This window comes from Pseudomonas sp. UME65 (assembly GCF_014170225.1).
Taxonomy (GTDB): Bacteria; Pseudomonadota; Gammaproteobacteria; order Pseudomonadales; family Pseudomonadaceae; genus Aquipseudomonas; species Aquipseudomonas protegens.
The window spans coordinates 535,286-549,127 of the sequence record NZ_LZZQ01000011.1 but is presented as its reverse complement, the minus strand read 5'-3'; the positions used below and the strand labels follow the sequence as shown (position 1 = coordinate 549,127).

Sequence of the window (13,842 nt, the reverse complement as noted above, 5' to 3'; positions counted from 1 at the left end):
CAGACGATTTGGTACTGCTTAAGCAGCCACCACGACAACGCGTACGGTTGCTTCAACTTCAGCGTGCAGGTGCACGGCTACGTCGAATTCACCTACGTTGCGGATGGTGCCGTTCGGCAGACGAACTTCGCTTTTTGCCACTTCAACGCCCGAGGCGGTCAGTGCATCAGCGATGTCGTGGGTGCCGATCGAACCGAACAGCTTGCCTTCGTCACCGGCGGTGGCAGTGATGGTCACTTCCAGCTCAGCCAGTTGCGCAGCGCGAGTTTCGGCAGAAGCCTTCTTCTCTGCAGCCAGTTTTTCCAGCTCGGCACGACGCGCTTCGAACGCAGCCAGGTTGGCAGCGGTAGCAGCGGTGGCTTTGCCGAAAGGCAGCAGGTAGTTACGGCCGTAACCAGCCTTAACGTTTACCTTATCGCCCAGGTTGCCCAGGTTGGCGATTTTTTCCAGCAGGATCAGTTCCATTTGGTAATAACCTCTTAACTTTTAACCTTCACCGTTCGCAGAGCCGTTATCAGCGTCTTTCGGCGCCAAACGACCGCGAAAATCAACCAGACTGTCGACAATGGCCAGGACCACGAGCAACGGATAGATCAGTTGCATGAACGGCAACAGCGTGACGTACAACCCCACCAGCCAGAACCTGGCCAGTCGCCCTTGTGCCACCAGCCCGTGAATCAGGGCCAGCCCGGCAAAAGCCAGCGGGACACTGCACATCGGCGTCAGCATGGCCAGTTGAGGTCCGAAGTTCGGCCCTACCAGCATGCACGCCAGCAGCAACATCGCTGGCCCAAGAGGGATTCTGATGGCGCGAAACTCGCGACCAAAACCACCCGGGTTATACAACACAGCCTGCCAGTAACGCCCAAGAATCAGGCTCAGCACGCTGATGGCTTGCAACAGGGCCGCTATCAGGCCGGTCAGGATCGGTGCAATCAGTGTGGCAAGACGAGCTCGCTCTTCAACCGATAGCTGCTGGTAGACCTCACCCAAGGCCATCGGCAGGATTTTTATCAACTCCTGTGACAGCGCTTCGATCTGAGGGCGGAAAGCCGCACCCAGGACTCCAGCAAACACCAACCCCATCGCTATGCTGACCAGCAGCACGCGGCTCCAGGACTCGCTTGCGCGCAAAACCAACGCAAGACTCGAAGAACCCAGCAGCACCAAAAGTGCCCGCGGATCATCGAACGTCAGCCACCAGAGCAAAGCTGGCAGCACTCCCAGAGCGAGGACGCCAAGGGCATCCTTCAATCCGCGCCGCAGAAGCACCAGGCTCCCGGCGGCAGCACCCAACCAATACAACAACGGCAATGCCGAACAGCCAGCCACTACCAGAGTGGCCTGCATACGACCGCGCATGATGAACTCAGCTAAGGCGCGCATGCATTCAATCCCTTACTACTTGTCGACTGCCCGATCTCAGCGGCCGTGGCTGTCGGTGTAGGCCAGCAGGGCCAGGAAGCGGGCGCGCTTGATAGCGGTGGCCAGCTGACGCTGATAACGAGCTTTGGTACCGGTGATGCGGCTTGGAACGATTTTGCCGGTCTCGGATACGTAGGCTTTCAGAGTGTTGAGATCTTTGTAATCGATCTCTTTCACGTCTTCAGCGGTGAAGCGGCAGAATTTACGACGACGGAAGAAACGTGCCATGTAATTGGCTCCTCAAAAGGTCCGTGGATTACTCGTCAGCGTTATCGCTGGCGTCGCTGTTGTCGCTGTCATCGCCATCGGCGCTGTCAGCATGCTCAGGACGGTCACGACGCTCACGGCGCTCACTGCGGTTTTCTTCAGCCTTGAGCATCTCGGATTGGCCAGTGATGGCTTCTTCGCGACGGATGACCAGGTTACGGATCACAGCATCGTTGTAACGGAAGTTGTCTTCCAGCTCAGCCAGGGCTTTACCGGTGCACTCAACGTTCAGCATCACGTAGTGAGCCTTGTGAACATTGTTGATTGCGTAGGCCAGTTGACGACGGCCCCAGTCTTCCAGACGGTGGATTTTGCCGCCGTCTTCTTCGATCAGCTTGGTGTAACGCTCAACCATGCCGCCGACTTGCTCGCTTTGATCCGGGTGGACCAAAAAGATGATTTCGTAATGACGCATGAATGCTCCTTACGGGTTGTAGCCTGCCGCCTATAAGCGGTCAGACAAGGAGTGAATGACACTGGTGTGTCTTGCCTGGTAGTAGGCACATATGCGCCTGCCGTCACGGCAAGGGGCGCAATTGTAGAGAAGGGGGAACAGCGGCGCAAGGCAATTGGTGATTATTTGAACAACCACCTGCGGGAGCCGGCGTGCCGACGATGGACGGCAGCACGCGCCTCGCCGGCAAGCCGGCTCCTGCAACTGCGGGTCAGGCTTTCTTAGCGCCGGCCTTGGCCTTGGCACCGCGCTGGCGCATGGCTTCGAACAGGCACACGCCAGTGGCCACGGAGACGTTGAGGCTGCTGACGCTGCCGGCCATCGGCAGGCGTACCAGGTAGTCGCAGTGCTCGCGGGTCAGGCGACGCATGCCCTTGCCTTCGGCCCCCATGATGATGATGGTCGGGCCGGTCAGGTCCTGGTCGTACAGTTCCTGTTCGGCCTCGCCGGCGGTGCCGACGATCCACAGCCCGCGCTGCTGGAGCTTCTCCAGGGTGCGGGCCAGGTTGGTCACGGCTACCAGCGGAATCACTTCGGCGGCGCCGCAGGCCACTTTGCGCACGGTCGGAGTCAGGGTCGCCGACTTGTCCTTGGGCACCAGCACTGCCAGGGCACCGGCCGCATCGGCAGTACGCAGGCAGGCCCCGAGGTTATGCGGGTCGGTCACACCGTCCAGCACCAGCAGCAACGGCGCGCCTTCGGTACGGTCCAGCAGCTCGTCGAGCATGGCCTCGCCCCACACCTGGCTCGGGCTGACTTCCGCCACTACGCCCTGGTGCACGCCTTCAACCCATGCGTCCATCTCACGACGCTCGGCCTGGCCAACCGAAACACGGTTCTGCGCAGCCAGGTCCACCAGCACCTGAACCCGTGGATCACTGCGCCCTTCAGCCAACCAGATCTGCTTGACCCGCTTGGGATGGTGACGCAGCAACGCTTCTACGGCATGCACGCCGTAGATCTTTTCCAACTGACTCATGACTTGGCCTTAGGTTTGCGCGCCCCGCCGCTTTTAGCGCCGGAAGCGGAGCCCGCCTTGGGCGGACCTTTACGATGTTTGCTCGGCTTGGCGGGCTTTTCGCCAGCGCGCGAGGGCGCCGGCTTACCGGACTTTCCCGCAGACGTCGCTTTACCACCGCCCTTGGCTTCGGCCAGCAGCGCTCGCTTCATTTCACGGCTTTTGCGCACTTCGGCGTTTTTCGCTGCAGCGTCGCTTGGACGATAAGCCTCGACCGCCTTTTCCTTGGCGGAGCTGCGACGCCCCGCCTTGGCTGGAGCCGGCTCTTCCACGACCTTGCTGGCAGGTACGTCCGCGGCGCCACGCTTCTTGCGGCCGATCGGTGCGTTGATGGTCTTCTCGGCCATTTCGAAATCGATCTTGCGCTCGTCCAGGTCGACGCGCATGACCCGCACTTCCACAGTATCGCCCAGGCGGAAGCTGCGACCGGTGCGTTCGCCCGCCAGGCGGTGATGCACAGGGTCGAAGTGGTAGTAGTCCCCCGGCAAGGCGGTGACGTGCACCAGGCCCTCGACGTAGATGTCGGTCAACTCGACGAACAGGCCGAAACCGGTCACCGCGGTGATCACACCCGGGAAGGACTCGCCCACACGATCCTTCATGAACTCGCACTTGAGCCAATTCACTACGTCCCGCGTAGCCTCATCGGCACGACGCTCGCTCATCGAGCACTGCTCGCCGAGCTGCTCCAGGGTCGCTTCGTCGTACGGATAGATACGCGCCTTCGGAATGGTCATCGCCCCGGCGCGACGCACGTGCGGCGTGTCCTGCTTGGAGTGGATGACGCTGCGGATGGCCCGATGGGTCAACAGGTCCGGGTAGCGACGGATCGGCGAAGTGAAGTGGGTATAGGCTTCGTAATTCAGGCCGAAGTGGCCCTGGTTATCAGCGCTGTACACCGCCTGGCTCAGGGAGCGCAGCATCACGGTCTGGATCAGGTGGTAATCCGGACGGTCCTTGATGGTTTCCAGCAATGCCTGGTAGTCCTTCGGCGTCGGGCCATCCTTGCCTTTATGCAGGGACAAGCCCAGTTCGCCGAGGAAGGCGCGCAGTTTTTCCAGACGCTCCGGCGGCGGACCATCGTGCACCCGGTACAGGGCCGGAATCTCGTGCTTCTTGAGGAACTCGGCGGTGGCCACGTTGGCCGCCAGCATGCATTCCTCGATCAGCTTGTGCGCATCATTGCGTGTAGTCGGACGAATTTCGGCGATCTTGCGCTCGGAACCGAAGATGATCCGGGTTTCCTGGGTCTCGAAGTCGATGGCGCCCCGGGTATGACGAGCCCCCAGCAAGACCTTGTACAGCGCATACAGCTGCTTCAGGTGCGGCAGGACATCGCCGTATTCACCGCGCAACTGCTTGGCTTCGCTGGTTTTCGGCTGCTCGAGCATGGTGCTGACCTTGTTGTAGGTCAGACGCGCCTTGGAGTGGATCACCGCTTCGTAGAACTGGTAATCGGTCATCTCGCCGGACTTGGAGATGGTCATCTCGCAAACCATGGCCAGGCGATCGACTTTCGGGTTCAGCGAGCACAGGCCGTTGGACAGTTGCTCGGGCAGCATCGGGATCACCCGCTCGGGGAAGTACACCGAGTTGCCGCGCACCTGGGCTTCGGCATCCAGAGCCGAACCGATCTTCACGTAACTGGAGACGTCGGCAATCGCCACATACAGCTTCCAGCCACCACCAAACAGGCGCAGCTTGCCGGGCTTGGCTTCGCAGAAAACAGCGTCGTCGAAGTCGCGGGCGTCTTCGCCGTCGATGGTGACGAAAGGCAGATCACGCAGATCGATGCGCTTCTCTTTGTCCTTCTCTTCCACTTCGGGCTTGAGCTTGCCGGCTTCCTTGAGCACCGCCTCTGGCCAGACATGAGGAATATCGTAGGTGCGCAGGGCAACGTCGATTTCCATGCCCGGTGCCATGTAGTTGCCCACCACTTCCACCACATCACCTTGCGGCTGGAAGCGCGGCGTCGGCCAGTGAGTGATCTTCACTTCGACGAACTGACCGATCTTGGCATTGGCATTGCGCCCCGGCGTTACCAGCACTTCCTGCTGGATCTTCGGGTTGTCTGCCACCACGAAACCGATGCCACCTTCTTCGAAGTAGCGACCGACGATGCTTTCATGGGCACGGGACACCACTTCGACGATCACGCCTTCGCGACGGCCGCGGCGATCCAGGCCGGAAACCCGGGCCAGGGCGCGGTCGCCATCGAATACCAGGCGCATTTGCGCCGGGCTCATGAACAGGTCGTCGCTACCGTCATCCGGCACCAGGAAGCCGAAGCCGTCGCGGTGACCGCTGATACGGCCGAGAATCAGGTCGAGCTTGTCCACCGGCGCATAGGTGCCGCGGCGGGTATAGATCAGTTGAGCGTCGCGCTCCATGGCGCGCAGGCGGCGGCGCAGGGCTTCCAGCTGGTCTTCCGTGGTCAGACCGAACTCTTCGACCAACTGCTCGCGACTAGCAGGCGAACCCCGGTCAGCAAGGTGCTGAAGGATGAGTTCGCGGCTAGGAATAGGGTTTTCGTATTTTTCCGCTTCACGAGCGGCCTCGGGATCGAGGGACTGCCAATCGGCCATTAGATAAATTTCACCTTGTCTATATGCGGGTTAGTTTGGCATACGCGTATTGAAACGGGAAATTTCAGGCTCAGACAACCTGGGAATAATCCTCGCCATCGCCTCAGAAACATCGTCACGCATACCGCCGGAGACTTTTTTCAAACTTTTTTGAAATCTGGGGTTTACAGCTCAAAAGAGCCTCCGTATAGTGCGCGCCATCGACGACGGAGACGTCAGCGATACTGCCCAGATGGTGAAATTGGTAGACACGCCAGCTTCAGGTGCTGGTGGCCGCAAGGCCGTGGAAGTTCGAGTCTTCTTCTGGGCACCAATTCAAGAGCTTGAGATTAGATCAGTTTCAAGGCTCGAACAAAAACCCGCGAAAGCGGGTTTTTGCATTCTAAGTGTTTGATTTAATAAAACCAAAACAGGGGTTTACAGATCAAAACGCTGTCCGTATAGTGCGCTCCATCGACACGGCGACGACGTCGATACTGCCCAGATGGTGAAATTGGTAGACACGCCAGCTTCAGGTGCTGGTGACCGCAAGGTCGTGGAAGTTCGAGTCTTCTTCTGGGCACCAATTCAAAACTTGAGAGCATCGCTTTCAAGTCTCACAAAAACCCGCGAAAGCGGGTTTTTGCGTTTCTGCCCCCTGATATTTCCCCGCGCCATCGCCTTCCTCCGCATCAGCAAAGCGCACATGAGAAACGATATCGTTTATGATTGTTACAAGTTTTTGCGGCACTACAGTGAGGAAACCTGCGAATGATGTTCAGAAATACCCTCCTTCCAACATCCCTTCTGCGTGGCTTGACCATCACTTTGCTGGGGCTGACCCTGGCATCCCCCTTCACCCAGGCAGCCGATCCGGTTTCCCTGACCCTGTACAACGGTCAGCACAAGGAAGTCGGCGACGCGGTAGCCAAGGCTTTCGAAGCCAAGACCGGCATCCATGTGAATGTCCGCAAGGGCAGCAGCAATCAACTGGCCAGCCAGGTTGTCGAAGAAGGCGACCGCTCCCCAGCTGATGTGATCTACACCGAAGAATCCCCTCCCCTGAACAAACTCGGCGAGCAGGGCCTGCTGGCCCAGACCGACGCCACGACCCTGGCCGTGCTGCCCAAGGAATATGTTGCGGGCAACGGCACCTGGATCGGTGTCACCGCGCGCGTACGAGTCGTCGCCTTCAACCCGAAACTGATCGACGAAAAAGACCTGCCCAAGTCGGTGATGGAATTCTCCCAGCCGCAGTGGCAAGGCAAGGTTGGCTTCGTGCCCACCAGTGGCGCCTTCCAGGAACAGGCCGTGGCCATCATCAAGATGCACGGCAGGGATGCTGCCGAAGAATGGCTGACCGGCCTGCGGGCTTTCGGCAAGGTCTACAGCAACAACATGGTGGCCCTCAAAGCCGTGGAAAACGGCGAAGTGGCCACGGTCCTGGTGAACAACTACTACTGGTTTGCCCTGCAACGGGAAAAAGGCCAGCTCGACTCGAAACTGCACTACTTCACGGGCGGCGACGTCGGCGGCCTGATCACCGTGTCCAGCGCAGCCGTACTCAAGTCCAGCAAGCATCCGAAAGAGGCCCAGCAGCTTCTGGCCTACATGGCCAGCGAAGAAGGCCAGCGGGTGATTACCCAGACCACGGCCGAGTACCCGCTGCATAAAGGCATGCAGTCCGATCGCGGACTCAAGCCCTTCAATGAACTGGAAGCCCCGAAGGTGACCCCAGCCGATCTCGGCAATGCCGAGGAAGCCCTGGACCTGGAACGTGACGTCGGCCTGAACTGATGAATCCATCGCCATCCGCTTCCGCCTTGCGCACCACCTTCGTGCCGAGGCGCAAGCGGCCTTCGATCTGGCTACTGCTGCCAGTCCTGCTACTGGTCTGCCTGAGCCTGTTGCCACTGTTATATGTCGGCCTCAAGGCCTGGCAGGCCGGCTGGGCTGAAGCCCTGCACCTGCTGTGGCGCCCCTATGTGTTGCGCCTGCTGAGCAATACCCTGCTGCTGATGCTCGGTGTGACCCTTGCCTGCGCCGTGCTCGGCCTGTCCCTGGCCTGGCTGCTGGAACGCAGCGATTTGCCGGGAAGGCGGATCTGGGGCGTGGTGCTGTGCTTGCCCTTCGCCGTACCGGCCTTTGTCAGCAGCTTCACTTGGGTATCCCTGAGCGCCGGGTTCGAAGGACTGGGCGGCGCGATCCTGGTGATGACCCTGTCCAAATACCCGCTGGTGTTCCTGCCGGTGGCGGCCACCCTGCGTAATCTCGACCCCTCCCTGGAGGAATCGGCGCGGACCCTGGGGCAAAATCGCTGGGGCGTGTTCTTCAAGATAACCCTGCCCTTGCTCTGGCCTTCATTGCTGGCCGGCTCGCTGCTGATTGCCCTGCATATGCTGGTGGAGTTCGGCGCCCTGTCGATCATCGGCCTGCAGACCTTCACCACCGCCATCTACCAGCAATTCGAGCTGGAGTTCAGCAATGCCAACGCCGCCATGCTGTCGGCCGTGTTGCTGGCGCTGTGCCTGCTGCTGCTGGGGCTGGAACTGCGCGTCCGTGGCAAGGGCCGCCATGTACGCACCGGCCAGGGCGCAGCCAGGCACGCCGAACAGGTACGCCTGGGGCGCTGGAGCATCGGCGGACAGCTTTACTGCCTGATGCTGGCGCTGATCGGCAGCGGTGTCCCCCTGGGCATGCTTGCCTATTGGCTGGCCGTCGGTTCATCGGCAGCCTTCCCCGTCGCGGCAATCAGCGAAGCATTGCTGTCTTCACTGGCCCTGTCCCTGGGCGGCGCCGGCCTGTGCCTGGTGCTGGCAGTGCCGGTGGGCCTGCTGGTGGTGCGCTACAAGGGGCGCCTGGCCATCTGGGCAGAGCGCCTGCCCTATCTGCTGCATGCCCTGCCAGGGCTGGTGATCGCCCTGACCCTGGTGTATTTCGCGCTGCACTATGTGCCGGTGCTGTACCAGACCTCGGCGCTGCTGCTGATTGCCTATGCCCTGCTGTTCCTGCCCCTGGCCCAGGCGCCGATCCGCACCGCGCTGAACAAGGCCGCGCCACAGCTGGAAGAGGCAGCAAGAACCCTCGGCGCATCGTCGTTCAGCGCCTTTTGCCGAGTGACCCTGCCGATCATCTTCCCGGCGCTGGGCGCGGCTTTCGCCCTGGTCTTTCTGGATGCGATGAAGGAACTGACAGCGACCCTGCTGCTCAGCCCAACCGGGCTCAACACCCTGGCCACAGAAGTGTGGGCGCATACGGCGAATGTGGAGTTTGCAGCGGCGGCACCTTATGCGGCGCTGTTGATACTGGTGTCAGGGCTACCGGTCTATCTGCTGACAACGCGGATGTATTTGAGTCGCTGAGAGGTGGCAAGCCGGCTCCTGCAGTAAGGTGGCAGGAGCCAGCTTGCCGGCCAGGCATCAGGCGCGGAACTGACCGAGGCTGGCCTTGAGCTGCGCCGCCAGGCTGTCCAGTACCTTGCCGCTGGCGGTGGTTTCTACCACGGCCTGAGCCGCTCGCTCGGCCTGGGCATGGATGGTTTCCACCCGCCCACGCACCGCCTGCGCGCCCTGCGCCTGATGGGCCGCAGCCTGGGTGGCCAGGCCAATCGCGGCGTGCACCTGCTCTACCGAAGACTGCACCGATTGTTGCAGGCGAGCACTGTCGCGCAGCACCAGCAAGCCCTCGCTGGCCTGACGCCCGGCCTGACCGATAGCCGCTACGGCCTCCCGCGCCCCCTGCTGCAGGGCACCGATATGAGCCTGGATATCGCCAGTGGAGCTTTGCGTCTTGCTGGCCAGGGCCCGTACCTCATCCGCCACCACGGCAAATCCGCGCCCGGTCTCGCCGGCGCGCGCGGCCTCGATCGCAGCGTTCAATGCCAGCAGGTTGGTTTGCTCGGCAATGCCATGGATCACCGTCAGCACCACCTCGATCTGCTCGCTCTGCTGGGCCAGGCGCTCGATCACCTTGGCCCCGGTATCCACTTGCCCCGCCAGCGCCTCGATCAGGCTGCCGACCTGCTCGGAGGTGCGGGTAGTCTCGTCCGTCGCCTGACGAATCTCCACCACCTGCTGCAGTGCGGCCTGCATCGCCTGGCTTTCCGCCTGGGCTTCATCGGCCATCTGCGACAACGCCCGCAGGCTCTCTGCCACCTCATCACGCTGCGCTTCGGCTGCGGCATCAGCCCCGGCATTACGCTGGCTCATGGCGCCGATCTCGACGCCTGTGCGCTGGGCCACATCCCCCGCTTCCCGCACGATGGGCTGCAACTTATCCACAAAGCGATTCACCGCCGAGGCCATGTCGCCAATCTCATCATTGCTGTTGAGCGGCACACGCTTGGTCAGGTCACCTTCGCCCGCTGCCAGGTCATTGAGCGCAGCGATCAGCAAATGCAGCTTGCTCACCACGCGACGCCCCAGCACCACTGCCAGCAACAGCAGCAGGGCCAGGCCAACCAGCGCCAGGCCGACGCCGATCTGCCAGCGCAAGGTGGCCGCCGCCTCCTGCACCGTGCTCGCGGTATTGGCCTGCATCTGTGCCGCCGTCCCCTGGGCCGACTGCAAGCGCGAGCGCATGGCCGCCGAGCTGTCGGCAGAAGCTCCCTTGAGGCTGTCGCCAACCAACTGATCGCTGCTGGCAATCAAGGCACTGAAACGCTGATCCAGGGCGGCGATATCGGCCTCCACCGACGCGGTGGAGACTCCCATCAGCACCTTGCCGATTTCCACGCCATTGGGATTGATCGAGGCTTCAAGGTAGTACACCGAAGGATCGTTCTTCGCTGCATCCAGGACCTTGTCCAGCGCCCGGTCGCCCTTGCCCTTTTCCAGCAGCGCCTTGTTGATCGGGTTTTCACGATTCAGGTAGCGGGTCAGGTGCTCTCCCGCCGCATCGTCATAAACCACGAACAACACATTGGGGTTGCGCTGAGCCCGTCGGGCGAACTCGGACAAGGTCGGCACATCACTGTCCCACATGGCGCGAGGCGCCACGGAGGCCAGCAATTGAGCCATGTCATTGGCAGAGTCCTTCAGGTCCTTCTCCAGCGCCGCACGCAGCTGTACCTGTTCTTCCTTGAGACGCGAAGACAGGCCGGCCGTGAGGCGTTGGCGGGTACTGCTGGAAAGACTCTCCAGACTGGAGGTGACTTCTTTGCCCGCTTGCTCGAGCTCGCCAGCCAATTTCTGGCTGTCGCCGCCCAGGCGCGAAGCCAGATCCGCCTCGAGTGCGGTCACTGTGCTCCGAGTCAGGGCAACCGCTACCAGCACTTGCACCAAAAGGGCGATACCGAGAGTAACGAACACAGGCCGTAGTAAACGGCTTTGTAACAGTGAGAGAACGGCCGACACAGGAAATCCCTCTACTTTTGACGCCATTATTCTGATGGCACTCTAGAAGTGGATTTCACAGCAAGGGTCGTGCCGCGTGGCAGGCAGAAACGACAAAGGGCCCGATTAAGGGCCCTTTGTTTTTTACATCAACGACTTATCAAGCGAACGGATGACGCAGAACGATGGTCTCGTTGCGGTCCGGGCCTGTCGAAATAATGTCGATCGGCGCGCCGACCAACTCTTCGATGCGCTTGATGTAGGCCTGGGCGGCGGCAGGCAGCTCTTCCAGGGTCTTGGCACCCAGAGTCGACTCGCTCCAGCCCGGCATCTGCTCGTACACCGGCTCCAGGCCGATGTAGCTGTCGGCGTCGGTTGGCGCGTCGATGACTGCACCATCCTGGTTCTTGTAGCCGACACAGATATTGATGGTTTCCAGGCCGTCCAGAACGTCCAGCTTGGTCAGGCACAGGCCCGAGATGCTGTTGACGTCGATGGCGCGACGCAGGATCACGGCATCGAACCAGCCGCAGCGACGAGCGCGGCCGGTGGTGGCGCCGAACTCATGACCACGCTTGGCCAGGAAAGCGCCGATGTCGTCGAACAGCTCGGTCGGGAACGGGCCCGAGCCTACGCGAGTGGTATAGGCCTTGGTGATGCCCAGGATGTAGTCCAGGTACATCGGACCCACGCCCGAACCGGTGGCGATACCACCAGCAGTGGTGTTGGAGCTGGTGACGTACGGGTAGGTGCCGTGGTCGATGTCCAGCAACGAACCCTGGGCGCCTTCGAACATGATGTCCTTGCCGGCGCGGCGCAGCTGGTGCAGCTCGGCAGTCACGTCGAGCATCATCGGCTTGAGCAGTTCGGCGTACTCCATGCACTCGTCCAGGGTCTTCTGGAAGTCGATGGCCGGCTCTTTGTAGTAATTCACCAGAACGAAGTTGTGGTAGTCCAGCAGCTCGCCCAGCTTGGCGGCGAAACGCTCGCGGTGGAACAGATCGCCGATGCGCAGGCCACGACGTGCAACCTTGTCTTCGTAAGCCGGGCCGATGCCGCGGCCGGTGGTACCGATCTTCTGCTCGCCACGGGCTTTCTCGCGGGCCTGGTCCAGGGCCACGTGATAGGACAGGATCAGCGGGCAGGACGGGCTGATACGCAGGCGCTCGCGCACCGGCACACCCTTCTCTTCCAGCTTGACGATTTCACGCATCAAGGCATCCGGAGCTACCACCACACCGTTACCGATCAGGCACTGCACGCCTTCGCGCAGCACACCGGACGGAATCAGGTGCAGGACGGTCTTCTCACCGTCGATCACCAGGGTGTGGCCAGCGTTGTGGCCACCTTGGTAGCGCACTACGGCGGCGGCATGTTCGGTCAGCAGATCAACGATCTTGCCTTTGCCCTCATCACCCCATTGGGTGCCCAGGACTACGACATTCTTACCCATAACACTTGTCCTCATTCGCGCAAACTTGGTGCCGGCAGCCGCCGGCAGGAAAACTCAAGAAGCCAGCGGCAATACTTGCCAAAGCCCATTCTGCTGAATCAATTGCCGGTCGCAGTCCGCTTCACGGGCGGCGGCCAAAGGCTGCCCAGGCAAGGCCTGAACCACACGCTGACCCTCACTGCGCAAGCGGCAGACGGTCTGCCAGAGTGCCGCGTCAGTGTTGTCTGGCATCCAGATACCGCCAGACGGTAGCTCGACTTCAGCACGCCCCAGGGTCACCAGGGTTTTCAAATCGGTGGAGAAACCAGTCGCGGGACGGGCACGCCCGAAATCCGCGCCGATGTCATCGTAGCGCCCGCCCTGGGCGATGGATTGGCCCACGCCTGGAACAAATACCGCGAACACCACACCGGTGTGGTAGTGATAGCCGCGCAACTCGCCAAGGTCGAAATACAGCGGCAAGTCCGGGAACCGCACGGACAGGCGCTCGGCAATGGTCAGCAATTCATCCAGCGCCAGCAGCACAGATGTCGGCGCACCGGCCAGGCGACGGCGGGCATCGCCCAGCACTTCGCGGCTGCCGCACAGGTCCACCAGGGAGCGCAACATGTCCGCCAGGTCGGCCGGCAGGCCTTCCGTCAGGCTGATGACCTCGTCGATCGCCTTGCGCTGCAGGGCATCGAACAGTTGCTGTTCAACAGCACCGGACAAGCCGGCGGCCTGTGCCAGGCCACGGTAGATGCCAACATGTCCCAGATCCATGTGCACATCGGGCACGTCGGCCAGTTGCAGCATGGCCAGCATCAGGCTGATGACTTCAACGTCGCTGCTCGGGCTGGCATCGCCATACAACTCGGCCCCCAGCTGGATCGGGCTGCGCGAGGACGACAAGGCCCGCGGCTGCGCATGCAGCACACTGCCGGCGTAGCACAGGCGGCTCGGCCCTTCGCGGCGCAGGGTGTGGGCATCAATACGCGCCACCTGCGGCGTGATATCGGCCCGAAACCCCATCTGCCGGCCCGACTGCGGGTCGATGACCTTGAAGGTACGCAGATCCAGATCCTGGCCTGCACCTGTCAACAGGGATTCCAGGTATTCGATATGGGGAGTAACGACGAACTCGTAACCCCAACTCTGAAACAGATCCAACACCTGACGACGCGCCACTTCGATGCGCGCCGCTTCCGGCGGCAATACTTCTTCGATGCCATCTGGCAGCAGCCAGCGGTCTACCGTTGCCATTACGCCATTCCCCTATGGTCCGGGCGGCAAGCCTGGGGCCAGCCTTAGAGTGAAGCAGAAAACAGTCGCATCCGACGCGAGCTCAG

11 protein-coding genes and 2 tRNA genes are annotated in these 13,842 nt (G+C 61.4%); 4 read left to right on the top strand and 9 right to left on the bottom strand.

Features of this window, described 5'->3' with window-relative positions; translation table 11 throughout:
- Positions 1 to 18 precede the first annotated feature (18 nt).
- The 6 genes from rplI to rnr form a co-directional block, all read right to left on the bottom strand.
- On the bottom strand, positions 19 to 465 hold the full coding sequence (gene rplI / locus A9971_RS13450; RefSeq protein WP_007921484.1) for a 50S ribosomal protein L9: 447 nt from the start codon (positions 463 to 465) through the stop codon (positions 19 to 21).
- Between the two features lie 21 nt (positions 466 to 486).
- The gene (locus tag A9971_RS13445; RefSeq protein ID WP_011058950.1) at positions 487 to 1,386 is read right to left on the bottom strand and encodes a hypothetical protein; all 900 of its coding nucleotides are present in this window, start codon (positions 1,384 to 1,386) and stop codon (positions 487 to 489) included.
- A 36-nt stretch (positions 1,387 to 1,422) separates the two neighbouring features.
- A complete protein-coding gene (rpsR, locus tag A9971_RS13440) occupies positions 1,423 to 1,653 on the bottom strand; it encodes a 30S ribosomal protein S18 (RefSeq protein ID WP_002551829.1) in 231 nt (76 codons plus the stop codon).
- 28 nt (positions 1,654 to 1,681) lie between these two features.
- Complete coding sequence (gene rpsF, locus A9971_RS13435) at positions 1,682 to 2,107, bottom strand: 30S ribosomal protein S6 (protein ID WP_011058949.1); 426 nt, start codon at positions 2,105 to 2,107, stop codon at positions 1,682 to 1,684.
- Between the two features lie 250 nt (positions 2,108 to 2,357).
- Positions 2,358 to 3,125 carry a 23S rRNA (guanosine(2251)-2'-O)-methyltransferase RlmB gene (gene rlmB / locus A9971_RS13430; RefSeq protein ID WP_015633942.1) on the bottom strand — a complete coding sequence of 256 codons (768 nt, stop codon included), beginning with the start codon at positions 3,123 to 3,125 and terminating at the stop codon, positions 2,358 to 2,360.
- Positions 3,122 to 5,749, bottom strand: a complete 2,628-nt coding sequence (gene rnr / locus A9971_RS13425) for a ribonuclease R (RefSeq protein ID WP_015633941.1) — start codon at positions 5,747 to 5,749, stop codon at positions 3,122 to 3,124. The genes rlmB and rnr overlap by 4 nt, the downstream gene beginning before the upstream one ends.
- Before the next feature lie 226 nt (positions 5,750 to 5,975).
- On the opposite strand from rnr, the gene A9971_RS13420 reads away from it, so the two are divergent.
- The 4 genes from A9971_RS13420 to A9971_RS13405 all read left to right on the top strand — a co-directional run bounded on the left by A9971_RS13420 (position 5,976) and on the right by A9971_RS13405 (position 9,090).
- Positions 5,976 to 6,062, top strand: a tRNA-Leu gene (locus A9971_RS13420).
- A 165-nt stretch (positions 6,063 to 6,227) separates the two neighbouring features.
- A tRNA-Leu gene (locus A9971_RS13415) sits at positions 6,228 to 6,314 on the top strand.
- A gap of 185 nt (positions 6,315 to 6,499) precedes the next feature.
- Complete coding sequence (locus A9971_RS13410) at positions 6,500 to 7,525, top strand: extracellular solute-binding protein (protein ID WP_065364885.1); 1,026 nt, start codon at positions 6,500 to 6,502, stop codon at positions 7,523 to 7,525.
- Positions 7,525 to 9,090, top strand: coding sequence for an iron ABC transporter permease (locus tag A9971_RS13405; RefSeq protein WP_011058945.1), 1,566 nt, complete (start codon positions 7,525 to 7,527; stop codon positions 9,088 to 9,090). The genes A9971_RS13410 and A9971_RS13405 overlap by 1 nt, the downstream gene beginning before the upstream one ends.
- A gap of 57 nt (positions 9,091 to 9,147) precedes the next feature.
- Here A9971_RS13405 and A9971_RS13400 read toward each other — a convergent pair whose 3' ends face one another.
- The 3 genes from A9971_RS13400 to A9971_RS13390 form a co-directional block, all read right to left on the bottom strand.
- Positions 9,148 to 11,082 carry a methyl-accepting chemotaxis protein gene (locus A9971_RS13400; protein ID WP_011058944.1) on the bottom strand — a complete coding sequence of 645 codons (1,935 nt, stop codon included), beginning with the start codon at positions 11,080 to 11,082 and terminating at the stop codon, positions 9,148 to 9,150.
- A gap of 139 nt (positions 11,083 to 11,221) precedes the next feature.
- Positions 11,222 to 12,514, bottom strand: a complete 1,293-nt coding sequence (locus tag A9971_RS13395) for an adenylosuccinate synthase (RefSeq protein ID WP_011058943.1) — start codon at positions 12,512 to 12,514, stop codon at positions 11,222 to 11,224.
- A 54-nt stretch (positions 12,515 to 12,568) separates the two neighbouring features.
- A complete protein-coding gene (locus A9971_RS13390) occupies positions 12,569 to 13,756 on the bottom strand; it encodes an ATP phosphoribosyltransferase regulatory subunit (protein ID WP_011058942.1) in 1,188 nt (395 codons plus the stop codon).
- Positions 13,757 to 13,842: the final 86 nt, after the last annotated feature.